Raw genomic sequence first — 25576 nt, 5'->3', positions numbered from 1 at the left:
TCTTGCAGCGCCGTAATCTGCTCCTGCTGCATCAGAATCAGTGCATCTTTTGCGGCATGGCTTAACTGACTCAGGCTTGATGGGGTTTGCATTGATGCGGATTGTCGCCTATCGAATCATGGGGGCTGAGTAGTTACGCTGATTGATTGATTACGGGCCGACACCGGCCGGTAATTGCGCCAGGCAATAGTCAACCAGCGCGTCAATCTCGTTGGATTTATCGAACACCGCATCCACACCCAGCTGCGCGCAGCGCTTGCGGATGTCGGCCGTGGCGTAGTTGCTCAAAACGATTACTTTTTGACGCGGATTGCGGTTGCGGCAGGCCTCTAGCACGCCCAGGCCACTGCCCTGCTTCAGGAACAGGTCAACAATCGCCAGGTCCCATGCCGGGTCTTGTTTTCTGAGCCAATCCTTGGCCTCGTTCTCAGTTTCCGCCGTGCCTACAGCATCAATGCCTACAAGTTCTTCAAGCGTGGCTATGAGGTTGTCGCGGATCGTGGCGTTGTCTTCGACGATATAAGTTTTAAGTCCCACGGATCTTCAATCGGTCTGTTGAGTAGATATGTTAACTAATGTACCCATGCATGCCAATTGATTCTGACAGGGCGGTGGCGGCCGGACTGTAGGATGTTGCCTACAGTCTTGGCTGTAGGCAATCACTGACAGCGGTGCATGGCAGTAGCCGATGGTTGACTGGCTGCTTGCGGCAGATACTCTGCCCACCAACGACTGTCCTTTGGCAGACGCCTTCCAGGCGAACCGGCTTGTCCGGTGCCGGTTGTCACCAACCCCACCCATAACAATCGGATGTCCCTCCTATGAGCAACTCCACCCATGCCGCGCCCCGGCTTTACCATGTTTTGTGGGCCAGAATCGCGGCAGGTGTTGCGGTGTTTTTGCTGGCGCTGTTACTTCTGGTGGTGTTTTTCCCGTGGGACTGGCTGCGCGGCCCCCTGAACCGGTACGTCAGCGAGCAAAGCGGGCGAAAGTTTGAAATCACCCGCAAGCTCGACGTCAAGCTGGGCCGGACAACGCGTGTTTTTGCCGACGGTATCGAGTTTGCCAACCCGGACTGGGCGCGCGACCCCTACCTTGTTAAAGCCGAGTCGGCCGAGATCGAGATCAAATTCTGGCCACTGCTCCGGGGCCGGGTGGAGTTGCCGCTGATCAAGCTGCAGCGGCCGGTGTTCGGGTTGCAAATCCAGCCGGACGGCCGGCGAACCTGGGCCCTGGGCAAGGATACGGCCGACACGGGCACGGTGCCGGTGATTGACGCCCTGGTGGTGGACCAGGGAACGCTCAACTACCTGGCCGAGGCCCAGGGCGCTGACATCAAGACCGAATTTGCGATAGCCGGCGCCGACCCCAGTTCGACTGCCGCGCCCAACCAGGGCGCTACGCCACTGAGCTACAAGGCGCGCGGCACCTGGAAAAAAGAGGCCTTTGCCGCCGAAGGGCGGACCGGCAACGTGCTGCAGCTTAGCGACACCAAATCCCAGCCTTTTCCGATCGAGATCAAGGCCAGCGCCGGACGCACCACACTGCAGGCCAAGGGAAGCATAGGCAACCTCGCCGCGCTGGACAATCTGGACGCCAACTTTGACCTCAAGGGCCAGACGCTGGCGGACCTGTACAAACTTCTGGGCGTGGTGCTGCCCGACACCCGCGTCTATGCGGTGCGTGGCCACCTCAGCAAGCAGGGGCGTGTGTGGAATGTGTCGGGCATCCAGGGCCGCCTGGGCCAGTCCGACCTGGCAGGCCAACTGGTGTACGACAAATCCGCCTCGGTGGCTTTGCTGTCGGGCAAGCTGGCCTCCAAATCGCTCGACTTTGAAGACTTGGGCCCGCTCGTGGGCGTGCCAACCGACGCCTCGGGCAAGACCACCAAAACCGTCACCAAGAGCGCAAGCTCTTCGGCGCCCAAACAGGTGCAGGTGGCCGGCAAGGTGCTGCCCACGGCCGAGCTGGATTTTGAGCGCCTGAAAACCATGAATGCCGACGTTTGGTTTAAAGCTGCTGAAGTCAAAAATGCCAAGGGCCTGCCGCTGGAGCGCGTTGATACCCACATCAAGCTCAATGACGGGGTGCTGCAGCTGGATCCGCTGGACTTGGGCGTGGCGGGTGGCAAGCTGGTAGGCCTGATTCGCATCGACGCGTATGCCAAGCCCGTGAAGGTGCAAGCCCGGCTGGACGCGCGCACGCTTCAGCTGGCCCGGCTTTTCCCCCGTATCGAGGCCACCAAGGGCAGCCTGGGCCGGCTCAATGGACGCATCGATCTGGCGGGCAACGGCAATTCGATTTCCAAGGTGCTGGGCTCGTCGTCCGGAACCATGGCTTTGCTGATGGGCAAGGGCGAAATCAGCGCCGTGCTCATGGAGTTCATGGGGCTGGACGGTGGCGAGATCATCCAGTTCTTCATGGCCGGGGACAAAAACATCACTCTGCGCTGCGCTGCAGCGGCTTTTGATGTGAAGCAGGGTCTGATGAGCAGCCGCGCGATTTTGCTGGACACCACCGACACCGTGATCCATGGCAACGGCCAGATCAGCCTGGCCGAAGAAACCCTGAACCTGGTGCTCTACCCCGAGCCCAAGGACAAAAGCATTCTGAGCCTTCGTTCACCGCTCAGGGTGACGGGCACCTTTGCGCGTCCTGCTGCCACGCCCGACAAGGCCGCGCTGGCCAAGCGCGGTGGTTTTGCGCTGCTGCTGGGCGCACTCAATCCGCTGCTGGCCTTGGCGGCCACGGTGGAAACCGGGCCCGGCAAGGACGCTGATTGCGAAGGTGTGCTGGCCGCAGCCAGCCCGGTCAAGCCGCCCGAAAAACCGGCAGCAGCGACCACGCCGGTCAAGAAATAGCCGGAGTGCGCGTGTCAGTGCGGCCGCTGGTTGCAGACCGGGCAGGCCGGGTCGCGCACGGTGCGCACCTCCTGCCAGTCCATGCTGCGGCCGTCCAGCATCAGCAGACGGCCGGTCAGTGGCTGACCTATGCCGCAGAGCAGCTTGAGCGCCTCGGCTGCCTGGAGGGTGCCGACGATGCCCACCAAGGGCGCAAACACACCCATGGTCGCGCAATTGGCTTCTTCCACCGTATCGGAAGGGGGAAACACACAGGCATAACATGCAGACGCCGCCTGCCGCGGGTCGTACACCGTGATCTGCCCGTCAAAGCGTATCGCGGCGCCGGACACCAGGGGTTTGCCGTGCTTCACGCAAGCGCTGTTGATGGCGTGCCGGGTCGAAAAGTTGTCGCTGCAGTCCAGCACCACATCGACCAGAGGTACTAGCTGGTCCAGAAGCGTCGCGTCGGCGCGCTGGGTGATGGGCGAGACCTGCACGTCGGGATTGATGGCGGCCACCGCCTGCTGCACGGAATGCGCCTTGAACTCGCCTACCCTGGCCAGTGTGTGCGCGACCTGGCGTTGCAGGTTGGTCGTGTCTACACGGTCGTTGTCCACCACAGTGATGCGGCCTACCCCGGCGCTGCCCAGGTAGAGCGCCACCGGTGAACCCAGGCCACCAGCGCCTATGACCAGCGCGTGCGACGCCAGCAGTTGGTCCTGGCCCTCCACCCCGATCTCGTCGAGCAGGATATGGCGGGAATAGCGCAGCAGCTGGGTGTCGTTCATGGAGGCAGGCACGGACTGACCGGAGCGGCAGGGCGCCGTTTGCGGCCCTGCCAGGCCCGCTCTATCAGTTTTCCTTCTTCTCTTCCTTGCGCTCGACGATGGTCTTGCTGACCAGCACCGGCCGGCCCTTGAGCTGGTTCAGCGCCTGTGCGAGCTGGAAATCCTTGTCGCTGCCGAACTCAGGGGGGCGACGCTGTTCGGGGCTCTTTTTCGACTCTTCTTCCAGGCGTTTGAGCGCTTCTTCGCGGGCCTTTTCACGGCCCGGGTCTTTGACCTCGGCGCCTTGGCCGCTGGCCAGGTGTTTTTCGAGGTCGGCCTCGCGCGTACGCAGGGCGGCAAACGGGCTGCCTCCTGCGGTGTCATCGACCAGCACGTCGGGCACGATGCCTTTGGCCTGAATCGACTTGCCGGTGGGCGTGAAATAACGCGCGGTGGTGAGCTTGAGCCCGGTGTCGGGGCCGAGTGGCCGCACCGTCTGCACCGAGCCCTTGCCGAAAGTCTGGTTGCCCATGATGATGGCGCGTTTGTGGTCCTGCAAGGCACCGGCCACAATTTCGCTGGCCGATGCCGATCCTTCGTTGACCAGCACCACCAAGGGCACGTTTTTGATCGCGGCGGGCAGGCGCTTGAGCGGGTCGGCGGCGCTGCGCCGCTGGTAAAACTCCGGCGCAGCCTTGTAGGTGAATTTGCTTTCTGCCAGCTGGCCGTCGGTGGATACGACAGTGACGTTTGCTGGCAGGAAGGCGGCAGACACCGCAACCGCTGCATCAAGCAAGCCGCCCGGGTCATTGCGCAAGTCCAGCACCAGGCCTTTGAGGTTGGGCTCCTGCTTGTAAATTTGCTCCAGCTTGACCACAAAATCATCGACCGTGCGCTCCTGGAACTGGCTCAGGCGAATCCAGGCGTAACCCGGCTCAATCACCTTGCTGCGTACCGACTGGGTGCGGATTTCCTCGCGTGTGATGGTGACCGGGAAAGTGCGGTTTTCGTCCTTGCGGAAGATCATCAGCACGACCTTGGTCTTGGGCTCGCCGCGCATCTTTTTGACGGCCTCGTTCAGGCTCAGGCCCTTCACGGCGGTGTCGTCAATCCTGGTGATCAGGTCGTTGGGCTTGAGGCCGGCGCGGTCGGCGGGTGAGCCTTCAATCGGCGACACCACCTTGACCAGACCGTCTTCCTGGGAGATTTCGATGCCGACGCCGACAAACCGCCCGCTGGTTCCTTCGCGGAATTCCTTGAAGGATTTTTTGTCGAAATAGACCGAATGCGGGTCCAGGCTGGCGACCATGCCGGAGATCGCGTCGGTGATGAGTTTTTTCTCGTCCACCGGTTCCACATAGTCGGTTTTGACCATGCCAAACACGGCGGCCAGCTGCTGCAGCTCCTCCAGCGGCAGAGGGGCCAGGCCACCCCGGGCCACGGCCTGCAATTGAACAGTGGTCAGGGCACCGGCCACGGCGCCGATGGAAATCCAGCCTGCTATCTTGAGTTTCTGACCCATAAATACCTTCGTTTGCCTAGATTTAAGACAGTTGCCACAGAATTTAAACCAATATACACCTTGGAGAAAGGCCCCGGCCCGCAGTTCCCGGGCTGCGGGCCCGTGGAACGCGCAATGTGTCAAATACTGCCTGGTTTTACCCATGCTTCACATTGCGCGGGCCGCGATCAGGACTTGCCCTGGGCGGCGACGGCCGCAGCGGCTTTGGCAATGGCTGCGCTGTCGCCCAGGTAGCAGTGGCGCAGCGGCTTCAGATCGGCGTCGAGTTCGTACACCAGCGGAATGCCGTTGGGAATGTTCAGGCCGACGATGTCCTGGTCGGAGATGTTGTCGAGGTACTTCACCAGTGCGCGGATAGAGTTGCCGTGCGCCGCCACCACAATGCGTTTGCCGGCCCGGATGGCAGGCGCCATGGCCTCGTTCCAGAACGGCAGCACGCGGTCCACCGTGTCTTTCAGGCACTCGGTCAGCGGCGCCTCGCCGGGTTTTAGTTTGGCGTAACGCGGGTCCCTGCCCTCCCAGCGCTCGTCGCTGGGTGCCAGCGCCGGCGGCGGCGTGTCGTAGCTGCGGCGCCAGGCCAGCACCTGCTCGTCACCGTATTTTTTGGCGGTCTCCAGCTTGTTCAGGCCCTGCAGCGCGCCGTAGTGCCGCTCGTTCAGGCGCCAGCTGTGCACCACTGGCAGCCAGGTGCGGTCCAGTTCGTCGAGCGTGTGCCAGAGCGTGCGGGTCGCGCGTTTGAGCACGCTGGTGTAGGCCACGTCGAAGTCGTAGCCTTCGCTTTTGAGCAGCTTGCCGGCGGCGATGGCTTGCGTGACGCCAGTGGGCGTCAGGTCCACATCGGCCCAGCCAGTGAAGCGGTTTTCAAGGTTCCAGGTGGATTCGCCGTGGCGGATGAGCACAAGTTTGTACATGGGTGATGCAGTTGAAAAAGTGTGTTGGACAGGTGAAAGCTGAGGCCGAAACTGTAGAAAACGAGGCCTGCGGCGGAGCGCGCGCAGCCGAGTTCACCCCCGCATTCTAAAATCACTGATTAACTGCAAAACCCTGAAGGACTCAAAGTGAAATTTTTCATCGATAACTGGATGCTGATCGGCATTGCGCTGGCATCCGGCGGCATGCTGATGTGGCCCCTGATTTCCAGCGGGATGGTGGCCGGCTCGCTCAGCGCCAGCGGCGCGGTGCAACTGATCAACCGCGACAAGGCGGTGGTCATTGATGTCAGCGAAGTCGAGGAGTTTGCCACCGGCCACGTGGTCGGCGCCAAAAACATTCCGCTGAGCCAGTTGGAGGAAAAACTACCCTCCGCCGTGAAAAACAAGGACTTGCCGCTGATCCTGGTGTGCCCCAGCGGCGCGCGCGCCAACCGGGCCCTGGCCCTGGCCAAAAAACTCGGCTACCCGCAGGCTCAATGCCTGGCCGGCGGACTGAAATCCTGGAAAGAGGCTAACCTGCCGCTTGAAAAGGCCTGATTCGCGGGCTGAGCCCTTGAACCCGACCAGGAGAGATTGATCGATGCAAACTGTCAAGATGTACCTGACCGCCAGTTGTCCTTATTGCATGCATGCCAAACAACTGCTCAAGCAGCGTGGTGTGTCGGCCATCGAGGAAATCCGCGTGGACATGCAGCCCGCCGAGCGCCAGAAAATGATGGAGATCACCGGCCGCCGCACGGTGCCGCAGATTTTTATCGGTGACACCCATGTCGGCGGCTGCGACGACCTGGTGGCGCTCGACGGCCAGGGCGGTTTGCTGCCGCTGCTCAATAGCTGAGCCTAGGCGGCCAAGCGCACCTGAGATAATTCGCTGTGCCTGCTGCCCGCTCTGCAGGCTTTATTTTTTTCAAAAGCAATCCGAAAGATTCATCATGGCCGAAGCCAACCTTGACCCCGTGTTCCAGATCCAGCGCGTTTACCTGAAGGACATCTCGCTGGAGCAGCCCAATTCGCCGGAAATCCTGCTGAACCAGGAGCAGCCTGCGGTCGACATCCAGCTCGGCGTGGACGCCCTGCCGATCACCGATGGCTTGTACGAAGTCAGCGTGACCGCCACCGTGCACACCAAAATCGAGGACAAAACCGTGTTCATGGTCGAAGCCAAGCAGGCCGGCATTTTTGAAATCCGCAATATGCCGCCCGAGCAGCTCAACGCTGTGCTGGGCATCGCCTGCCCGCAAATCGTCTACCCCTACCTGCGCGGCAATGTGGCCGACGTGATCCAGCGCGGCGGTTTTCCGCCCGTCAACCTGGCCGAGATCAACTTCCAGGCCATGTTTGAGCAGCAGCAGGCCGCCGCCGCGTCGGCAGCGCAGGAAGCGCCGCAAATCATCGTCTGATTCCGGCGCCCGCCGTTTCCTATTTCCTGCCCGCCATGAAAATTGCCGTTCTCGGCGCCGGTGCCTGGGGCACCGCTCTGGCCATCAGCGCCGCACGCGCGACCGCTTCTCCTTCCTCTTCCTCTTCCTCTTCCTCTTCCTCTTCCTCTTCTTCTTCTTCTTCTTCTTCTTCTTCTTCTTCTTCTTCTTCTTCTTCTTCAGCGCCGCGACACCAGGTCAGTCTGTGGGCGCGTGATGCGGCGCAACTGGCCGACATGCAAGCGCAGCGGGTCAATGCCCGCTACCTGCCGGGCCTGCCGCTGCCGCAGTCCTTGCTGTTGACGGGCGGCTCCGGGGCCTCCTTCGATACGCTGCTGGCCGGCCAGGACCTGATCGTCATCGCCACCCCGATTGCCGGGCTGCGCGGCATGTTGCAGCGGCTGCAAAGCGTCAGCGCCCCGGTGGCATGGCTGTGCAAGGGGTTTGAAGCACCGCTCGTCGATACCTCCCGGGATTTCAAGCCTTTTGGGCTGCTGGCCCATGAAATACGGGTGCAGGCAGCTATCAATTTGAGAGCGGGCGCACTCAGCGGTCCGAGTTTTGCGCTGGAGGTCGCGCGCGGCCAGCCAACTGCGCTGGTGGCCGCCAGCGAACACGCCAGCGTGCGCGACGCCCTGGTGGCGGCCTTCCACGGCCCGGCGCTGCGTGTCTACGCCAATGACGACATCGTCGGCGTCGAAGTCGGCGGCGCGGTCAAGAATGTGCTGGCGATTGCGACCGGCCTGTGCGACGGCCTGAACCTGGGGCTCAATGCCCGTGCCGCGCTGATCACGCGCGGCCTGACAGAGATGACGCGGCTTGGCCTGGCGCTGGGCGCACGCGCCGAGACCTTCACCGGCCTCTCAGGCCTGGGCGATCTGGTGCTGACCGCCACCGGCGACCTGAGCCGCAACCGCCAGGTCGGCCTGCTGCTGGCGCAGGGCCAGTCGCTGGCGCAGGCGGTGCAGTCGCTGGGTCATGTGGCCGAAGGCGTGTACTGCGCCCGCACAGTGGTTCAACGCGCCCAGGGCCTGGGAGTGGAGATGCCGATCTCCGAAGCGGTCGTGGCTTTGCTGGACGGGCAAATTCAGCCGGCTGAGGCGGTGGCGGCGCTGATGGGGCGGGACCCGGCGGCTGAGTTGCGGTAGAAGTTTCTTTGCTCCGGATGTTGGCGACCTGCTGGTGCTCGAATCACCTCCGAGAAGGCAATGATGTGCTATGAATTAAATAGCGATCTACGCCCGTATCCAAAGGGCTGGAGGCCTAAAAGGCTTATAAAACCAGCGTCACTCGCCCCAAGGCAACATCAACGTCACGATAGACAGTTTGGCAAACTCCGGCACAAACTCGTCGATGATGCGTTGCGGCTCTGGGCACAGGGTGCTGTCGGTGATCACGCCGAACTGCACGCCGCCGCCATAACTGAGGATGGACACGCCGAGGCCCACATCGCCCGACTGCGGGACCCAGAACATGCTTTGCTCCAGCGTCGCGCCGCAGAACTTGAGCTTGTCGCGCGGACCCGGCACATTGGTCATCACCGCCGTGGTTTTTTTGGAGAACAGGTTGAGCATCGCGTCCTGCGCCGGCTTGATCAGCAGGCCGGCAATCGCGAGCAGGCTGAAGGCCAGCAGCGGCTGGTAGCTGCCCTTGAGCGCAGCCATGCGGCGCCGCACTTCGTAGACACGTTCAATCGGGTTGTCCACGCCAATCGGCAGCACCAGCGGCACCAGGCCGAAGCGGTTGCCCAGCTTGTAGGCCTGCTCCATGGGCCGCAGATTCACCGGCACCATGGCGCGAATCTCCTGGCCGCTCACGTCGTCGCCATGCGATTTGAGGTATTCGCCAATGGCGCCGGCCACGCAACTCAGCAGCACATCGTTGATCGAGCAGTTCAGCGCCTTGCCGATGGCCTTGACTTCGTCCAGCGCAATGGGCTGGCACCAGGCGACTTTTTTGGTGCCGCCGGGTTTGCCCTTGAGGCGCGTTTTCGAGTCGTCGGGCATCAGCGCCAGCGCGGCGCCGTCCTTGAGAACCTGCAGCAGCACCTTGGCGACGTCCAGCGAGCCGGCCATGCCTTTCTGCGGGTCGCTGAGCAGATTCAGTGAACGCGCCGCGCCTTCGCCGGCGGCGCCCAGCGCCTTGACCGTGAGGTCGGTGAAGGGCTTGAGCAGGGTGTCGGCAATCCAGTCTTCGGGGCCGCTGCTGCTTTCTTTTTTGCGGCGCTCAGGTGGCGGGGCGCCGCCATCGACCAGCGACATGGTCACCGAGATCAACGCGATGCCATCGGCGATGCAGTGGTGGATGCGCACAATCATCGCGCTGCCCTTGACGCCATCGGGACGGGTGTAGTCCTCGACCAGGTGGATTTGCCAGAGCGGGCGTTTGCGGTCCAGCGACTGCATGGCGAGTTCGGCCACGCGGTCCTGCAGCACTTCCTGCTCCTTGCCTTTGGCGCTTTTGGGCAGCTTCTCGGCGATGACGTGGTTTTTCAGGTCGAAGTAACGGTCCTCGACCCAGGTCGCGCCCGCAGCGTCTTCGATCACGCGCTGGCGAAAACGCGCGTACTTGAGCAGGCTGGCCTCAATGCGTTCACAGACCGCTGCGTGGCTCACGCCCGGCGTCAGTTGCCACACGCCGACAATCATCATCAGGTTGGACGGGGTGTCCATGCGCAGCCAGGCGGTGTCCACCTTGCTCATGCGCTCACCCGACAGGCCCAGCGTGCCAGAGACCGCGCGCGTCACGTTTTTTTGTACATTCTTCGCGACTTTTTTGCCCGCTGCCTGGGCTGAAACGCGTGTGACCATGGAAAACTCCCGAATTTTCCTTATTCTGCAGGCTCACTGTGGCTAAGATACCGGGCAGTTACCCCAAGCACCTGCGGGTGCGTTTCTTAAACACAGGAGCCCTCATGTCTGATCTCAAAGCCGCTTTCGACAAGGCCATGGCCGATTCCAAAAACCTCAGCGAGCGGCCCGACAACGCAACGCTGCTGAAAATTTATGCGCTGTACAAGCAGGGCAGTGCTGGCGACAACGTGGACAAAAAACCCGGCTTCGGCGACATGGTGGCGCGCGCCAAGTGGGATGCGTGGAACGGCCTCAAGGGCACCTCGCAGGAAGATGCGATGCAGCAGTATGTGGATTTGATTGAGTCGTTGAGCTGAACTGAGCCACATGCCTGCTCAATTAGTCCATTAAAGTCGGCCTAGCCAGTAGCCGGGTCTTCGGCGGTGAGGTGCTACAACAAGAACCTCGATGTCATTGCCTGATTGACGATAAAGGATGTTGTACGGAAAGCCCGGAACCCGATATCGCCGAATGCCAGGCTCAAGCTCGACCCGATACCTTTCCGGGTTTTCACATATCTTGACCATCGCGGCTTCAAAGGCAGCGAGATAGCGTCCGCCCAGTCCAGGTCGGCGTTCTTCGTAGTAGGCGACATGCTCAAGATGTTCTGCCCGAGCCGCCTCAACGAAGAAGTAGCTCACTTGAGCAGAGCTTGAGCTTGGCGGCGCACCTCGTCAGCAGGCACACGCTGAGTCAATCCCTGGTCCATTTGGTCCGCCCGCCGCGCTGCTTCTTGCAACCAAAGTTGTTCAATCTCGGGCTCAGACAGGGAATCCAGGCTGGAGAGAAGCTCTTCTGCCAACTCCGCCCGTTCCTGGACAGAAAGCGATAGCGCCTCTCGACGAATGGTTTCGGTGTTCATGGAGGAAATAGTAGCACCGAGCGTCTTTTTACGGGACTAAAAATTGACCGTGCCCGGTCGAAAAGTTGGCTGCCATATTTAAGCCACCCACCAAGCATTGCATGATTCCAGGTTGCGGGTGGCTTTACAGCCAAATATGACTCCAGCCCTTATTCCACGGTCGCCATTAGCTATTAATAAAGGAGCGAATGGCGTATCAACCGACAACTCCACGCTGCCTCAGCGCCCCAATCTGCGCCTCCGTCAGCCCGACCTCCCTCAGCACCGCATCCGTGTCTTGCCCCAACGCGGGCGCATTGCGGCGCTGGCTGCCGGGGGTGGCTGAGAGTTTGGGCACAAAACCCGGAACGGCGAGTTCCGAGCCGTCGTCCATCTGCACGGTTTGCAGCATGCCGCGCGCGGCGTAGTGCGGGTCGGCGGCGATGTCGGCGACGGTGTAGATTTTTCCTGCGGGCACCTCGGCACCTTCCAGCGCCGCCAGCACCTCGTCCACCGTCAGACCCGCCGTCCATTGCCCGATCGCGGCGTCGATCTCCTGCACGCGCGCCACGCGGCCGTCGTTGGCGGCCAGCGCGGGGTCGGCTGCCAGGTCGGGGCGGGCTATGCACAGCATCAGGCGTTTGAAGATGCTGTCGCCATTACCCGCAATGAGGGCGTAAGCGTCTCCTTTGCAGCGGTAGGCGTTGCTAGGCGCGATGCCGGGCAGGGCGCTGCCGGCCGGGCCGCGCACGGCGTCAAAGGCGCTGTATTCGGGCAGCAGGCTTTCCATGCAGTTGAAGACCGCTTCATACAGCGCCACGTCAACAACTTGACCTTTGCCGGAGGCATGGCGGTGCTGCAGCGCCAGCAGGATGCCGATCACGCCGTGTAACGCGGCCAGCGTGTCGCCGATGCTGACACCGACGCGCACCGGCACCCGACCTGGCTCGCCAGTCAGGTGCCGCAAGCCGCTCATGGCCTCGGCCACCACGCCGAAACCGGGCCGGTCGCGGTAGGGCCCGGTCTGGCCGTAGCCGCTGATGCGCAGCATGATCAGGCGCGGGTTGAGCTGAAGCAGTTCGTCGGGGCCCAGGCCCCAGCCTTCCATGGCGCCGGGCCGGAAGTTTTCGATCAGCACGTCGGCGTTCAGTGCGAGCTTGCGCACGATCTCCTGGGCTTCGGCCTGACGTAAATCAAGGGCCACGGATCGCTTGTTGCGCGACTGGACCTGCCACCAGACCGAGGTGCCGTCCTTGAGCAAGCGCCATTTGCGCAGCGGGTCTCCGCTGCGGGGAGCCTCAATCTTGATGACATCGGCGCCGAAGTCTCCCAGCGTTTTGGCGGCAAACGGCCCGGCAATTAGCTGGCCCAGCTCCAGCACTTTCAGGCCCGCCAGAGGGCCGGTGGAGGGCGCAGCCGTCATTTGGCGGCAGGCTTCTTTTTGGCGGCAGGCGTTTTTTTGGTTGCAGGTGCCTGTTTGGCCAGCAGGGTGTCGAGGTTTTTGACGATCTCGCCCTCGATCTTGTCCTTGAAGGCGCCTAGCAGAAAGCCCAGTTTGGCGTCGAGGGCCAAGAGGTCGGGCGTGACCTTGAGCTCGCCGCTGACGCCGGAGCGCGTGAAGCTCACCAGGTCGGCGGTGTCGCCCTCCTCGTAGGTGCATGCCATGTCGAACTTTTCTTCGGCCATTTCGGCCCATTCGAAGGCGACCTTGCGGGCTTCCAGCAGGCCCAGGCTGTGTTTGCGTTCGATGTGGATGTCTGCCATGGGTTTGTCTCCGTGAGTTGCTTCAGCGCGCCGCCAGCCTTTTCAGCCGCTCGTCTTTGGGCAGGCTTGCCAGTTGCCGGACCTCATCATAAAACGTCGGCCAGTTGCCGCCGCTGCGCGCGAACAGCGCTTCGAAGCCGGGCACCAGCTCGTCATAGGCCGCCTGCGCGCCGAAGGAGGCGTTGTTGGCTTGCGCGACCCAGCGGTCGTAGCCGCCCATGCTGCCGGCCGGCACGGCCCATGATTTTTTGAGTTCGGCATAGCTCGCCTTGAACTTTTCCAATGCTATGTTTTTCATAGCTAGTTGCGCTTGACGGGTATGGGCGGGAGGCGTTTTTGACTCATAAATACCGGTCAGCTCGCGGCGCGTGTCCTGGGACAGCGTGCGAAACTGCCGGCGCTGCTGCTCCAGCGCGGCGTAGTCGGCGCGGGCCTTGTCCGAGCCGGAGGCCGCCAGCCAACGCGCCACGCCCAGGCGCTCGACCGCCGTGGCGAAGGACTCGTTGAAAGGCGTATCGTCCTGCACATAGACCACCTGGTGCGCCAGCTCATGAAAAATCAGCCGTGCCAGGTCGCCTTCCGGGTAGCCCACAAAAGTGCTGAGCAGCGGGTCGCCGCCAGCCCAGTTCATCCAGCCGAGCGTTGAATAGGCGGGAACGCCGTAGACGTGAACGTCCAGGCCGCTGGCCTGCAGGCGCGCGGCTTCAGCGCGGGCTTGCTGCTCGTCGAAGTAGCCGCGGTAGCCGACGCAGCCGGCCACCGGGAAACACCAGGTCTCGGGTTTGAGCGACAGCGCCGGTGCGGCCGTGACGTTCCAGACCACCGCCTTGCGCTGCAGGTCGGCGTAGCGCTGGTAACTCGCGTTGTCGGGCAGGTGCAGCTCGCTGACGGCAAAGCCGCGTATGCGCTGCGCCAGCGCCAGCCGCGCCTTGAGCTGTTCCGGCGTCTGGCTGTCGCCCAGCCACTCGGGCAGCGGCCGCGCCGCGTTCATCAGTTGCAGGTGGCCGCTGACCGACTGCCAGTAGTAACCCAGGGTGCTGCAGCCAGACACGCCTAGCACAGCGGCGGCGAGGAGGGCGAGGACGGGTTTTTTGAAACGCACAGGGTTTAGAGTGCGTCAAGTTGCACTTCGACCAGGCAGTCGTAAAACACCGGGCCGCGCCCGAGGTCAGTCAGGCGCTGGCTGGTGAGCTGGTTGACGTTGGTACCGTCCAGCCCGAGCTTGCGCCACCAGACGCCCAGGCCGTTGACCACGCCGGGCCGCGCACGCTTGGAAACCTCCGCCTTGCAGCGATAACTGCCGCGCTGGTTGAAGACGCGGACCACGGCCCCGTTCGGGATGCCGCGCGCGGCGGCATCGTCTGCATGGATTTCCAGCAGCGGCTCGCCTTCGATGTCGCGCAGGCTTTTGACGTTGACGAAGCTGGAGTTCAGGAAGTTGCGCGCTGGCGGCGAAATCATGGCCAGCGGAAACTCGCCGGAGCTGCCGGCCGTCTCGTGGTTGGGCAGATGGTCGGGCAGGCCGTCCAGGCCCTGCGCCGCCAGCCGCGCACTGAAAAATTCGCATTTACCGGAGGGTGTTGGAAACACGCCCTCGGCAAACGGCGCATCCGGAATCGGCAGGGTGGCAAAACCCTTGTCCAGCAATTCTTGGAAGTTGACCTTGTCCCCGTCCGGGTGGCTGAAGGCGGCGCGGCACAGGGTTTCGTCGTCCTCAACAAAGCAGGGCTCGGTAAAACCCATGCGCGCCGCCAGCGCCCGGAAAATCGCGCTGTTGGGCCGCGCCTCGCCCAGCGGCGTTATCGCCGGCCGGTTCAGCAACACGTCGGTGTGGCCGTAGGAGGCATGGATGTCCCAGTGTTCAAGCTGGGTGGTTGCCGGCAGGATGAAGTCGGCGTAGTCGGCCGTGTCGGTCTGGAAGTGCTCCAGCACCACGGTGAACAAATCCTCGCGCGCAAAGCCCTGCACCACCTTGCCGGATTCGGGCGCGACCGCGACCGGGTTGCTGTTGTAGACGATCAGTGCCGCTATCTTCGGGCCAAAGGCGGGCGAACTGTCCCTGAGCAGGTCGTCGCCGATGGTGATCATGTTGAGGGCGCGCGGCCAGCGCCCGGCCAGCAGGTCGGGGCGCTGCAGCGCCGCCTTGTTGATCGGGAACATGCCAGAGCTCGACAGCAGCAGGCCGCCGGCGCGCTGCCGCCAGGCGCCGGTCAGCGCCGGCAGGCAGGCAATCGCGCGCGAAGCATTGCCGCCGCCGCGCACCCGCTGCATGCCGTAGTTCAGGCGGATGGCTGCGGGCTGGGTCGTGCCATAGTCGCGTGCCAGGGCGGTGATCTGCGCCACCGGCACGCCGCAGACCTCGGCGGCGCGTTCGGGCGACCACAACAGCGCGCGCTCTTTCAGCGCGTCCCAGCCGACAGTGTGCTGCGCGATGTAATCGGGGTCCAGCCAGTTGTTGACGATCAACTCGTGTATCAGCGCCAGCGCCAGCGCGGCGTCGGTGCCGGGTCGCAGCGCGATGTGTTCATGGCATTTGTCGGCGGTTTCAGTTTTGCGCGGGTCGATGCAGACGATGCGCGCGCCATGGCGCTTGGCTTCCTGCACATGGCGCCAGAAATGCAGGTTGCTGGCAATCGAGTTGCTGCCCCAGATCAGGATGAGTTTGGCTTCGGCGAAAAACTCGACCTTCATGCCGACCTTGCCGCCCAGGGTCTGCGTCAGGGCTTCGCCGCCGGCTGCCGAGCAGATCGTGCGCTCCAGCAGCGAGGCGCCGAGTTTGTTGAAAAAACGCGCGGCCATACCCTCGGCCTGCACCAGGCCCATGGTGCCGGCGTAGCTGTAGGGCGCGATGGCTTCGGGGTTGTGCGCGGCGATGGCCTGCAGGCGCGTGGCGATCTCGTCGAGTGCGCTGTCCCAGCTGACCGGCTCGAAGCGGCCCGCACCCTTGGGGCCCACACGTTTGAGCGGCTGCAGGATGCGTTCAGGGTGGTAGCTGCGTTCGGTGTAACGCGAGACCTTGGTGCACAACACGCCGCCGGTCTGGGGGTGGTCCGGGTTGCCCTGGACCTTGACGGCCACGCCGTTTTCCACCGTCGTCAGCAGGGCGCAAGTGTCCGGGCAGTCGTGCGGGCAGGCGCCGCGCACCTGGCTCGAAGCTTTCACCAAACTGACCTTAGGGGAGATGCCGATGGTATTCATTTTGATGGGAACTATAGTTTTTGAAAGGAGGCGACCGCCCCCACAGAACAAAACCGGAGACCATTATGAGAACATTTCAGACTCTGGGGCAGTCCCTGCTGGTTGCGGCTCTGGTGCTCGCAAGCGCCGCAGGGCGCAGCCAGGACGGCCTGGGCAAAACCAGCATTGTCCTGGGGCAGTCGTTGGCCCTCACTGGGCCGGGCTCTTCGCTCGCCTTGCCCTTTCACCAGGGCGCCAAGTTGTTTTTCGACCGGGTCAATGCTGCTGGGGGCGTCAATGGCCGCAAGATCGAGCTGGTAACGCTGGACGACCGGGGCAATCCTGCCACGACGGCCGCCAATACCAAGACATTGCTTAACCAGGGCGTGTTCTCGCTGTTCGGTTTTTACGGCTCGCCCGCAGTGACCGCAGCCTACCCCCTGATCAAAGACACCGAGGTGCTGATGTTTGCGCCCATGGCTGCGGCCGACGAGTTTCGCGGCCAGTTGTATCCCAACATCTACTCGCTGCGCCCCGGTTATTCCGAAGAGGCTGCGGCCATCACCAAACATGCCGAAACCCTGGGCGCGCGCAAGCTCGCCATCCTTCACGCGACCGACGGCGAATCGCTGGCGGCGCTGGATGCTGCTGAAAGAACCATGACTGGCCTCGGCGCCAACCTGGTCGCCAAGGCCGCCATGGGCAGCGGCAGCCTGGCCAACAGCGTGGACAAGGCCTTGGCTGCGCGCCCTGAGTCGGTGCTCATGATCAGCGACTCCTCGGGCGCCGCCAGCGCGGTGCGCGATCTGCGTGCCAAGGGCTTTCGGGGTCCGATTTACGGTTTTTCCAACACCGGTGAAAGTCTGCTGGCCGAGCAGCTGGGTCCGACCGGCGCGGGTGTGGTGGTGGTGCGCGTGGTGCCCAAGAGCGACAACCCCAAGTTCGCTGTGATCCGCGAGCTGCAGGCTGACCTGGCTGAAGCCAAGCTGGGCAAGCCCAATGTCTACATGCTTGAAGGCTATATTGCTGCCCGCGTTTATGTGGAAGCCTTGCGCCGTGCCCCCAAAGACCTGACGCGGGCCAAGCTCAAAAAAGCGATTGAGGGGCTCGACGAGGTTAACGTGGGCGGTTTTCGCGTTCATTTCACCGAGGACCGGGTAGCCTCTCGCCTGGTTCAGCTCAGCGTGATCGACTCGCAGGGACGCGTCCGTGAATAGCTGGCGCAGCGCGACACGGGGCTGATGAAGCTATTATTTTGATAGCTGCTTACGCAGATGCGGTATGGGCTGAAGGCCTTTTTTGTTCATAAAACAGGGCAATTCGGGGCGCCTCTGCCCGTCTCTGGCGTGATTCGCTGGCTGCGCCGCTGCAGCCGGCCGTGTCAGTTATGCTTGAAGCCGACCGGCCGTGCCCCATGCGCCGGCATTCACCCGTCCTGCCCATTGCCCATGCGCCTGTTGCTCAGCCTCGTCACCCTGATGCGCCCCCACCAATGGCTCAAGAACACCTTTGTGTTTGCCGGGCTGATGTTCAGCGAGGCTTGGAACAACGGGCCATTGGCGCTGACGGTGCTCACTGCCTTTGCGGCTTTCTGTTGTTTCTCAAGCCTGGTCTACATCCTCAACGACTGGCACGACCGTGCCGCCGATGCCCGTCACCCGGTCAAACGTCTGCGGCCGCTGGCCAGCGGCGCGGTGCAGCCGGCTGCGGCCCTGGGCCTGGCGGCTGTGCTGCTGGCGCTGGGTTTGGCGCTGGCGGCCGGCAACCTCAAGCTGTTGGTGCTGCTGGGCATGTATGTCGCGCTGAATCTGGCCTACTCCTGGCGCCTCAAACATGTGCCGGTGGTCGACGTGACCATCATCGCCTCGGGTTTCATGCTCAGGCTGCTGGCCGGCACGCTGGCCGTCGGCATTCCGCCCTCGCGCTGGCTGCTGCTGGCTGGCCTGTTTGTGGCGTTGTTCCTCGGGTTTTCCAAACGCAAGGCCGAAAGTTTTCATGACGAGGCCGACCAGCGCGCGGTGCTCGAGCACTACCCGCCGGCGCTGCTGGACATCTTGATGGCCGTGACCATGACGGCCTCGCTGATGACCTACGGCCTGTTTGCCGCCAGTGCCGACGCCCAGCGCCAGCACGGCGACCGCTTGTTTTACACCGTGCCGATTGTGGTGTTCGCCATGCTGCGTTATGCCTACCAGGTGCACCGTGGGCGCGGTGAGGATGTCTCGCGCGACCTGCTGCGCGACCCCTGGATTCTGCTGGCGCTGGTAGCCTGGCTGGTGGTGTTTCTGGGGCACCGCTTTTGAACCTGCCCAGCCGGCCGGCGGGCCGTCTGCCGCTCAAACCTTTGTTGCTGGTGATGGGCGCGGCCGCCACGGTGTATGCCGTGCTGCTGGCCGTGTTCGCAGACGGCAGCCCGCTGGCCACGCTGCAAGCCCTGGTCTCACTGGCGGGTGTGCAGGCCATCGCCTTGTGCCTGCTCAACTACCTGCTGCGCGGCCTGCGTTGGCGCCTGTGGATGGCGCATTACGGCCGGCCGCTGGAAATCGCCGAGGCGCTGCGGCTCTACCTGGCCGGTTACACCTTCACGCCGACACCTGGCAATGTTGGCGAGGCGGCGCGCGGGCTGCTGCTGGCGCGCAATCCGCTGAGCGCGACGCAAAGCCTCGCAATTTTCGGTGCCGAGCGGCTGGCCGACCTGCTGAGCTTGCTGCTGCTGTGTCTGCCTGTGGCTTGGTGGCTGGCCGGTCTGGGGGGGTCGCAGCTGGTGGCGGGGCTAGCTGTGCTGGTGGCAGTGATTGTTTTCGCCCTGCTGTTGAGATTCCGCCAACCGCTTTTGCTGCGTTTTGCCTGGCTGCGCGAGGCCTGGGCCTGCCTGGCGACACGGCCGCTGCTGTGGCTGGTTCTGAGCCTGGTCGCCTGGGCGGCGCAGGGCGTGGCGGTCTGGCTGTTGTGCCGCCAGGCCGGCCTGTCCTTGACAGTGCTGGAAGCCACCGGTTTTTATGCGCTCGCCATGGTGGGCGGCGCGCTGTCGCTGCTGCCGGCCGGACTCGGCGGCATGGAGGCGATTTTGACGGCTTTGCTGGTGGCCCACGGCGCGAGCGCGGGCCTGGCGCTGGGCATCACGGTGCAGGTGCGGCTGGTCACCCTTTGGCTGGCGGTGGCCATAGGCGCGCTGGCGCTGGTCTATAGTGCCGCCATCCAACGCGACATCAGTTTCAGATAACCCATGTTTTCACGCCTCCAGGCTGCGGCCGCCTCTGTTTCCATCACCGGCTGGCTGGTCGCCGCCGGCCTGCTGTCGCTGGCGCTGCGCCTGTGGATCGCCGCGACCTTCCCGATCACCGGTGACGAAGCCTTTTTCTACTGGTGGGGCGTGTACCCGGACTGGGGGTATTACGACCACCCGCCCATGGTCGGCTGGCTGATTGCGTTGATGCGCGCCACCCTGGGCGACAGCACCTGGGCCATCCGCCTGCCGGTGGTGCTGTTGCCGCTGGCGCTCGGCGGCCTGGTCGGCTGGGCGCTGGCGCCCTTGGGCCGGGAGCGCGCGGCCTGGGCGGTGCTGTTTTTCTGGCTGGCGCCGCTGAACTGGCTCAACACGCTGATCACCACCGACACGCCGCTGATCTTCTGGTCGGTGTTGTCGGTGGCGCTGGTGCTGCGCGCCGAGCGGCGCGAGCGCATGGACCGAAGTGCCTGGCTGCAGTACGCGCTGGCCGGCGTGGCCCTCGCTTGCGCGTTTTTGTCCAAATACTTTTCGGTGGTGCTGGGCCTGACCTACCTGGTTTATTTCGCGCTGTATCGGCGTGAGCGCTGGCCGGCTTTTGTACTGCTGGTGTTGTGCGCGCTGCCGGGGCCGGCCATCAACATCGCCTACAACATGTCGCACGGCTGGTCGAACATCATGTTCAACCTCTACAACCGCAACGAGGGTGCAGCGTTTGCTTGGAACAAGCCGCTGCTGTACGCCGCCATGCTGCTGTATCTGGCCACGCCGGTGGTCGCCTGGCTGGCCTGGACGCAGCGCAGCGCGCTGGCTGCCGCCTCGCGCCAACAACGCCTGCTGGCCTGCGTGGTGCTGGTGCCCTTGCTGTTTTTTGCGTTGCTGTCGCTGAAGAAGGTGGTGGGCCTGCACTGGGTGCTGTCCTTCTACCCCTTTGGTTTTGCCTTGCTGGCCTTTGCCTTGCCGAAAGACAAACTCAGGGCCTGCGCGTTGGGCATGGCGCTGTTTGCCGGCCTGCATGTGATCGCGGTCGCCGGCCTTTATGCAAGCTCGCTGGACAACTGGAAAAGTACCAAGCTGTATCCGCAAATCATCCGCAGCTACAAAACCGGCGAGATGCTGGCGCAGGTGGCCACGCCCGGCGTGGTGCTGATGGCCAGTGCCTACACGCCGGCCTCGATTTATGGGTACACGCTCAAGCAGTACGTGCCGGTGTTCGGTCCGGGCAACTTCCATGCGCGGCAGGACGACATGCTGGTGGATTTTTCGCTGTACCAGGGCAAGACCGTGCGCATCATCCGCATGGATGCACCGCAGCTTGATGATTACAGGCCTTACTTTGACAGCGTGCAGGTGCTGCGCTACGCGCAGGACGGCGTGCCGTTTTATGCGGTCGAGGGCAGGGGATTCAACTACGCCGCTTACCGTGAGGGCGTGCTGGCGATAATTTACAAACGCTTCTACAACATTCCGCCATGGCTGCCCATGACAGCTTGCCCGTTCTGCGAACGCCTGTGCGGCCAGGTGCGATGCCAGTAGTAGGCGCGTCGCCTGACAGTGGCGCTGCGCCTGTGGAAGTCGCCGCCTTTGATTTCGATGGCACGCTGACACGCCGCGACACCCTGCTGCCTTATCTGTGGCGCGGACTCGGCTGGCCGCGTTTTTTGCTGGTGCTGCTGCTCAGCGGCCCCTGGTTGGCGGCCTTTGCGCTGCGCTTGATGAGCAACCACCGGGCCAAGGCGCGGCTGTTGCAGGTCAGCTTCAGAGGGCGCACTGACGCGGAAATTGCGCAATGGACGGCGGCTTTTGTGGGCCGATATTTGCCCGCACAGTGGCAGCCCGACATGCTGGCACGCTTGCGCCGGCACCAGCAGCGCGGTCATTGTTGTGTGATCGTGAGTGCCTCGCCGGGTATTTATTTACACGAAGTGGGCCGCATGCTCGGTATGGACGGTGTCATCTGCACCGAGCTGGCGACCCAGGAGGGCGCGCTCACCGGGCGTATGGCCACACCCAATTGCCACGGCGAAGAGAAAGTGCGGCGGCTGCAGGCCTGGCTGGCGGAGCGTGGTAGTCGAAAGCCTGTCGTCCTACATGCCTACGGCGACTCCAGCGGCGACGTGCCCCTGCTAAATCTGGCAGACTATGCGTGGTACAAAGGCCAACCCCGGGCGCACAAAAGTCCTGCCAGCTAGCAGGTCAGCCGTCCGACCACCAAGAGGTTTTCATGAAAGTCATTGACTCCATCGTCACCCAGGCCGCAGGCATTGCAGCCGTGCGCCGTGACATCCACGCCCACCCCGAACTGTGTTTTGAAGAAGTGCGCACCGCCGATGTGGTGGCGAAAAAACTCACCGAGTGGGGCATTCCCATCCACCGCGGTATGGGCACCACCGGTGTGGTCGGCATCATCAAGAACGGCACGTCCAGCCGCGCCATCGGCCTGCGCGCCGACATGGATGCGCTGCCCATGCAGGAGTTCAACACCTTTGAACACGCCAGCAAGACTGCCGGCAAGATGCACGCCTGCGGCCACGACGGCCACACCGCCATGTTGCTGGCGGCCGGTCAGCATTTTGCCAAAAACCGCCATTTCGACGGCACGGTCTACCTGATTTTCCAGCCGGCCGAGGAGGGCGGCGGCGGCGCGCGCGAGATGATCAAGGACGGCCTGTTCGACAAGTTTCCTATGGACGCGGTGTTTGGCATGCACAACTGGCCGGGCACCCAGGTCGGCAAGTTTGCCGCCAGCGCCGGTCCGGTGATGGCCTCAACCAACGAATTCAAGATCACGATACGCGGCAAGGGCGGCCATGCGGCGCTGCCGCACAACGGCATCGACCCGGTGCCGGTGGCTTGCCAGATGGTGCAGGCCTTCCAGACCATCATCAGCCGCAACAAGAAGCCGGTGGATGCCGGCGTGATTTCGGTCACCATGATCCACGCGGGTGAAGCCACCAACGTGATCCCCGACAGCTGCGAGCTGCAGGGCACGGTGCGCACCTTCACGCTGGAAGTGCTGGACATGATCGAAAAACGCATGAAGCAGGTGGCCGAGAACATCTGCGCCGCGCATGAGGCCGACTGCGAGTTCGAGTTTGTGCGCAACTACCCGCCGACCATCAACCACGCCAAGGAAACCGAGTTTGCGCGCAAGGTGATGGCCGAGATCGTCGGCGAGGCCAATGTGATTGCCCAGGAGCCGACCATGGGCGGCGAAGACTTTTCCTACATGCTGCAGGCCCGGCCCGGCTGTTATGCCTTTATTGCCAACGGTGACGGCGCGCACCGCGAGATTGGCCATGGTGGCGGCCCCTGCATGTTGCACAACCCGAGTTATGACTTCAACGACGACCTGATTCCGCTGGGAGCAACCTTCTGGGTGCGGCTGGCCGAGAGCTGGCTGACCAAGGACGCCGCATGAGGGGTGTGATTGACGCATTTTCGACAAGTTACGCCGAAGCCCGCACCAAATTCCTCGAAGCCGCCGCCGCCGCCGAGTTGACGGTGGATACGCATCTGCATCCCGAGGCGGGACGCGACGACGAAGTGCTGGCCACGGACGTGGTGCGTGACGGCCCGGCCGATGCGCGCGCGCTGCTGATCGTCAGCAGCGCCTGCCACGGCGTTGAAGGTTATTGCGGCTCGGGCGTGCAGGTGGCTGCCCTGCGCGACGCCGAGTGGCGCGCCAAGACCAGCGAGCAAGGCGTGGCGGTGCTGTACATCCATGCGCTCAATCCCTACGGTTTTTCGCACATCCGGCGCACCACGCATGAAAACGTGGACCTGAACCGCAACTTCCACGACTTCTCCCAGCCGCTGCCGGTCAACGAAGCCTACCGGGAGATCCAGCCCCTGCTGCTGCCCGAGGTGTGGCCACCGACCGAAGCCAATGCCGCGGCCACAGACCGCTACATCCAGGAGCGCGGCATGGACGCTTACCAGGCGGCCATCACGCGCGGCCAGCACGAGTTTGACAAGGGCCTGTTTTTCGGCGGCACTGCGCCGACCTGGAGCAACCAGACCCTGCGCCAGGTGCTGCAGACCCATGCGCGTTTTGCGCGCCGCGTGGCCTGGATAGACATCCACACCGGCCTGGGCCCCAGCGGCGTTGGTGAGCGCATCTGTGCCTGCCGCGACGACAAGGAGGCTTTGGCGCGCGCGCGCGTCTGGTGGGACAACGGCGGCAAGACGCCGGTGACCTCGATTTACGACGGCTCGTCAAGCTCGGCCTTTTTGACCGGCCTGATGTGGAATTCGATTTACGAGGAGTGCCCAGACGCCGAGTACACCGGCATTGCGATGGAATACGGTACCCTGCCGCCTTTTGACATGATGCAGGCGCTGCGTGCCGAACACTGGCTCAATCTGCACCCCAAGGCGCCTGCCGCGCTGGCCGCGCAGATCAAGCAGCAGATGATGGATGCGTTTTACGTCAACACCGACGACTGGAAACAGCAGGTCATCACGCAGGCGCGGCAGTCGCTGTTTCAGGCCGTGGACGGCTTGAATTTATGATGTTTTAGGGCTCTAGCCCATGACTGGCGGGCGCTGACAGCTATAAAAAATATAGCACCAGCGCCTTTTTTTTTGTCAATCTTCCAGTTCGGCCTTGGCCATCTCCACGTCCAGGCGCTCCATCGCGTCCAGCGGTTGGCTGGCGGCGGCCTGCTCGTACAGTTTGGTGGCCTCCTTCATTTTTTTGTCGCCTTCGAGCATGACCATGCCGTTGGCGTATTCGATCATGGCAATCGCCGAACTCGGGTTGAGCTGGAGCGCATCCTTGAACAGCGCCAGACCCTGATCCTTCTTGGCGCCGTAGGTCATGCCGCCTATCAGCGAGCCGACCTTGTCGATCACCTCGGCATGAAACGCTGCCAGCGCGATGTGGGCGTCGGCATGTTTGGGTGACAGCTTGATGGCCTGTTCCAGCGCGTTTTTGACCTTGCTGCCCAGCCCCTGGGCCAGTGCCTTGGCGACGCTGATGCCCTGGCCGTAACGGCCCAATGCGTAGGCCTGCCAGTAATACGCGTTGGCATTTTTGGGATCTGCCGCCTGCTGGGCTTCAGCCCGCTCGGCGACTTCAATAAACAGGTCCAGCTTGGCTTTTTCCTTGGTCTCCAGGTAGTTAGCGTAAATGCTGGTGGCCTTGTTGGCGACCGTGATGCCTGCGCCGCCCGCCTTCAGGCCGGCTTCAGCCGCCTTCTGGAACTCGCCGTTGTGGAACAGCACCCAGGCCTGCAGCACGGCGGCGTCCTTGGGCAGCGGCTCGCAGTCACCCTGGTGCAGGCGCGCCCAGCTCTTTTTAAGGCTGGCGGCATCGAAGGCGTAGTCGCCAGCGTGTGGGAAGGCGGTCCATTTGGCCATGTTTGTCTCCTCGAATGTTATTGATTGTTGATCAGGCGGGGTTGGTGTAGGCGCCGACCAGGGCCTGCAGGTGCATGCGCTGGCCTTGTTCGAGGTAAGGGATCAGCAGATTGAGCACATGGTGGGCGCCACGCAGCAGCGCGGCCTGCGCATTTTCAGGTTCCAGGGCCTTGCGCGGGTCGCGCACGTACTCGAAGCTCAGCCAGTAGGTCAGCACCACCACCATGCTGGTGGCGGTAGCCTCGACCTCGCGGGAATCGATGCTGACGGCATTGGCCCGGCTCATGCTGTCGAGCATGGCTTTGACGGAGCGCGTCTTGTTTTTCAGGATCCACTGAAAATGGGTTTCGAGCCGGCGATTTTTGCTGAGCAGATCATTGAGGTCGCGGTACAGGAAGCGGTATTGCCAGATCAGCTCGAACAGCGAGTGCATGAAGAACCAGGCGTCCTCAACGTCCCGCACGCTGTCGCTCGCGTTGAGCAACTCGCTCAGGGCGCGCTCATAGCGGTCAAACAGCGAGTTGATCAACTCGTCTTTGGCCGGGTAGTGGTAGTAGAGATTGCCGGGGCTGATGCCCAGCTCGGCCGAAATCAGCGTGGTCGAGACATTGGGTTCGCCGAAACGGTTGAACAGGTCCAGCGTGACCTCTAGGATGCGTTCAGCGGTTCGGCGCGGCGCTTTTTTCGCCATGTTGTCTGCCCTTGTATTTGTTAGGAAGCGCTGAATAAGTCCTTGCGGATGGGCGGCAGCCGGATCGGGATGGGATGCAAGGCGGATTTCGCAGCCAATAGCTGGCTATTGGCAAGAAATTCAACGCAGCATACCGCCCGAGCCCGGCTGATCGCACGCCGCAGGGGACTTGTTCAGCG

At 63.0% G+C, this 25576-nt stretch carries 26 protein-coding genes; 13 read left to right on the top strand and 13 right to left on the bottom strand.

Annotation, left to right across the window (positions count from 1 at the left end):
* Positions 1 to 150 precede the first annotated feature (150 nt).
* The gene (locus Q8O29_RS19640; protein ID WP_305565890.1) at positions 151 to 537 is read right to left on the bottom strand and encodes a response regulator transcription factor; all 387 of its coding nucleotides are present in this window, start codon (positions 535 to 537) and stop codon (positions 151 to 153) included.
* Between the two features lie 284 nt (positions 538 to 821).
* Between Q8O29_RS19640 and Q8O29_RS19635 the strand changes: the two genes are divergently transcribed.
* The gene (locus Q8O29_RS19635) at positions 822 to 2861 is read left to right on the top strand and encodes an AsmA family protein (RefSeq protein ID WP_305565889.1); all 2040 of its coding nucleotides are present in this window, start codon (positions 822 to 824) and stop codon (positions 2859 to 2861) included.
* A gap of 14 nt (positions 2862 to 2875) precedes the next feature.
* Here the strand turns inward: Q8O29_RS19635 and Q8O29_RS19630 are convergent, their stop codons facing one another.
* The 3 genes from Q8O29_RS19630 to gpmA all read right to left on the bottom strand — a co-directional run bounded on the left by Q8O29_RS19630 (position 2876) and on the right by gpmA (position 6043).
* A complete protein-coding gene (locus Q8O29_RS19630) occupies positions 2876 to 3631 on the bottom strand; it encodes a HesA/MoeB/ThiF family protein (protein WP_305565887.1) in 756 nt (251 codons plus the stop codon).
* 64 nt (positions 3632 to 3695) lie between these two features.
* Complete coding sequence (locus tag Q8O29_RS19625; RefSeq protein ID WP_305565886.1) at positions 3696 to 5132, bottom strand: S41 family peptidase; 1437 nt, start codon at positions 5130 to 5132, stop codon at positions 3696 to 3698.
* Positions 5133 to 5299: 167 nt separating this feature from the next.
* Complete coding sequence (gpmA, locus tag Q8O29_RS19620; RefSeq protein WP_305565885.1) at positions 5300 to 6043, bottom strand: 2,3-diphosphoglycerate-dependent phosphoglycerate mutase; 744 nt, start codon at positions 6041 to 6043, stop codon at positions 5300 to 5302.
* A gap of 147 nt (positions 6044 to 6190) precedes the next feature.
* Here gpmA and Q8O29_RS19615 point away from each other — a divergent pair, with 147 nt between their 5' ends.
* From Q8O29_RS19615 to Q8O29_RS19600, 4 genes are all read left to right on the top strand, one after another.
* On the top strand, positions 6191 to 6601 hold the full coding sequence (locus Q8O29_RS19615) for a rhodanese-like domain-containing protein (RefSeq protein ID WP_305565884.1): 411 nt from the start codon (positions 6191 to 6193) through the stop codon (positions 6599 to 6601).
* Between the two features lie 43 nt (positions 6602 to 6644).
* Entirely contained in the window at positions 6645 to 6902 is a 258-nt protein-coding gene (gene grxC / locus Q8O29_RS19610) for a glutaredoxin 3 (RefSeq protein WP_305565883.1), read from the top strand.
* A gap of 94 nt (positions 6903 to 6996) precedes the next feature.
* A complete protein-coding gene (gene secB, locus Q8O29_RS19605; RefSeq protein ID WP_305565882.1) occupies positions 6997 to 7464 on the top strand; it encodes a protein-export chaperone SecB in 468 nt (155 codons plus the stop codon).
* Between the two features lie 35 nt (positions 7465 to 7499).
* On the top strand, positions 7500 to 8630 hold the full coding sequence (locus Q8O29_RS19600; RefSeq protein WP_305565881.1) for an NAD(P)H-dependent glycerol-3-phosphate dehydrogenase: 1131 nt from the start codon (positions 7500 to 7502) through the stop codon (positions 8628 to 8630).
* A gap of 138 nt (positions 8631 to 8768) precedes the next feature.
* Here the strand turns inward: Q8O29_RS19600 and Q8O29_RS19595 are convergent, their stop codons facing one another.
* Positions 8769 to 10292: a wax ester/triacylglycerol synthase family O-acyltransferase gene (locus tag Q8O29_RS19595; protein WP_305565879.1), complete on the bottom strand. Its 1524-nt coding sequence runs from the start codon at positions 10290 to 10292 to the stop codon at positions 8769 to 8771.
* A 104-nt stretch (positions 10293 to 10396) separates the two neighbouring features.
* Here Q8O29_RS19595 and Q8O29_RS19590 point away from each other — a divergent pair, with 104 nt between their 5' ends.
* Positions 10397 to 10651, top strand: a complete 255-nt coding sequence (locus Q8O29_RS19590; protein WP_305565878.1) for an acyl-CoA-binding protein — start codon at positions 10397 to 10399, stop codon at positions 10649 to 10651.
* 30 nt (positions 10652 to 10681) lie between these two features.
* On the opposite strand, the gene Q8O29_RS19585 is transcribed toward Q8O29_RS19590, so the two are convergent.
* The 6 genes from Q8O29_RS19585 to Q8O29_RS19560 form a co-directional block, all read right to left on the bottom strand.
* Positions 10682 to 10975: a type II toxin-antitoxin system RelE/ParE family toxin gene (locus Q8O29_RS19585; protein ID WP_305565877.1), complete on the bottom strand. Its 294-nt coding sequence runs from the start codon at positions 10973 to 10975 to the stop codon at positions 10682 to 10684.
* Positions 10972 to 11196, bottom strand: coding sequence for an addiction module protein (locus Q8O29_RS19580; protein WP_305565875.1), 225 nt, complete (start codon positions 11194 to 11196; stop codon positions 10972 to 10974). Before Q8O29_RS19580 ends, Q8O29_RS19585 begins: the two co-directional genes overlap by 4 nt.
* A 196-nt stretch (positions 11197 to 11392) precedes the next feature.
* Complete coding sequence (locus Q8O29_RS19575) at positions 11393 to 12598, bottom strand: CaiB/BaiF CoA-transferase family protein (RefSeq protein WP_305565874.1); 1206 nt, start codon at positions 12596 to 12598, stop codon at positions 11393 to 11395.
* A complete protein-coding gene (locus Q8O29_RS19570; protein ID WP_305565873.1) occupies positions 12595 to 12939 on the bottom strand; it encodes a polyhydroxyalkanoic acid system family protein in 345 nt (114 codons plus the stop codon). The genes Q8O29_RS19575 and Q8O29_RS19570 overlap by 4 nt, the downstream gene beginning before the upstream one ends.
* 22 nt (positions 12940 to 12961) lie before the next feature.
* Positions 12962 to 14041, bottom strand: coding sequence for an aminopeptidase (locus Q8O29_RS19565; RefSeq protein WP_305565871.1), 1080 nt, complete (start codon positions 14039 to 14041; stop codon positions 12962 to 12964).
* A 5-nt stretch (positions 14042 to 14046) separates the two neighbouring features.
* Positions 14047 to 16137 (bottom strand): molybdopterin-dependent oxidoreductase, encoded by a 2091-nt coding sequence (locus Q8O29_RS19560; protein WP_305565870.1) that lies wholly within the window; start codon positions 16135 to 16137, stop codon positions 14047 to 14049.
* Positions 16138 to 16202: 65 nt separating this feature from the next.
* Here Q8O29_RS19560 and Q8O29_RS19555 point away from each other — a divergent pair, with 65 nt between their 5' ends.
* From Q8O29_RS19555 to Q8O29_RS19525, 7 genes are all read left to right on the top strand, one after another.
* Entirely contained in the window at positions 16203 to 17333 is a 1131-nt protein-coding gene (locus Q8O29_RS19555) for an ABC transporter substrate-binding protein (RefSeq protein WP_305565869.1), read from the top strand.
* 231 nt (positions 17334 to 17564) lie between these two features.
* Complete coding sequence (locus tag Q8O29_RS19550; RefSeq protein ID WP_305565867.1) at positions 17565 to 18419, top strand: decaprenyl-phosphate phosphoribosyltransferase; 855 nt, start codon at positions 17565 to 17567, stop codon at positions 18417 to 18419.
* Positions 18416 to 19339, top strand: a complete 924-nt coding sequence (locus tag Q8O29_RS19545) for a lysylphosphatidylglycerol synthase transmembrane domain-containing protein (protein ID WP_305565866.1) — start codon at positions 18416 to 18418, stop codon at positions 19337 to 19339. Before Q8O29_RS19550 ends, Q8O29_RS19545 begins: the two co-directional genes overlap by 4 nt.
* A gap of 3 nt (positions 19340 to 19342) precedes the next feature.
* Positions 19343 to 20878, top strand: coding sequence for a glycosyltransferase family 39 protein (locus tag Q8O29_RS19540; protein ID WP_305565865.1), 1536 nt, complete (start codon positions 19343 to 19345; stop codon positions 20876 to 20878).
* On the top strand, positions 20869 to 21534 hold the full coding sequence (locus Q8O29_RS19535) for an HAD family hydrolase (protein ID WP_305565864.1): 666 nt from the start codon (positions 20869 to 20871) through the stop codon (positions 21532 to 21534). Before Q8O29_RS19540 ends, Q8O29_RS19535 begins: the two co-directional genes overlap by 10 nt.
* 32 nt (positions 21535 to 21566) lie before the next feature.
* On the top strand, positions 21567 to 22763 hold the full coding sequence (locus Q8O29_RS19530) for a M20 aminoacylase family protein (RefSeq protein ID WP_305565863.1): 1197 nt from the start codon (positions 21567 to 21569) through the stop codon (positions 22761 to 22763).
* Positions 22760 to 23857 (top strand): M14 family metallopeptidase, encoded by a 1098-nt coding sequence (locus Q8O29_RS19525; RefSeq protein WP_305565861.1) that lies wholly within the window; start codon positions 22760 to 22762, stop codon positions 23855 to 23857. The genes Q8O29_RS19530 and Q8O29_RS19525 overlap by 4 nt, the downstream gene beginning before the upstream one ends.
* Positions 23858 to 23932: 75 nt before the next feature.
* On the opposite strand, the gene Q8O29_RS19520 is transcribed toward Q8O29_RS19525, so the two are convergent.
* Both Q8O29_RS19520 and Q8O29_RS19515 read right to left on the bottom strand, forming a co-directional pair.
* Positions 23933 to 24706 carry a hypothetical protein gene (locus Q8O29_RS19520; protein ID WP_305565860.1) on the bottom strand — a complete coding sequence of 258 codons (774 nt, stop codon included), beginning with the start codon at positions 24704 to 24706 and terminating at the stop codon, positions 23933 to 23935.
* Positions 24707 to 24737: 31 nt separating this feature from the next.
* On the bottom strand, positions 24738 to 25397 hold the full coding sequence (locus tag Q8O29_RS19515) for a TetR/AcrR family transcriptional regulator (protein WP_305565859.1): 660 nt from the start codon (positions 25395 to 25397) through the stop codon (positions 24738 to 24740).
* Positions 25398 to 25576 lie beyond the last annotated feature (179 nt).

Origin of the sequence: Polaromonas sp. (assembly GCF_030689685.1) — a bacterium.
In the GTDB taxonomy this organism is placed as follows: Bacteria; Pseudomonadota; Gammaproteobacteria; order Burkholderiales; family Burkholderiaceae_C; genus Polaromonas.
Note: the sequence above shows the minus strand (reverse complement) of the source record. Positions and strands in the feature narration are given on the sequence as shown.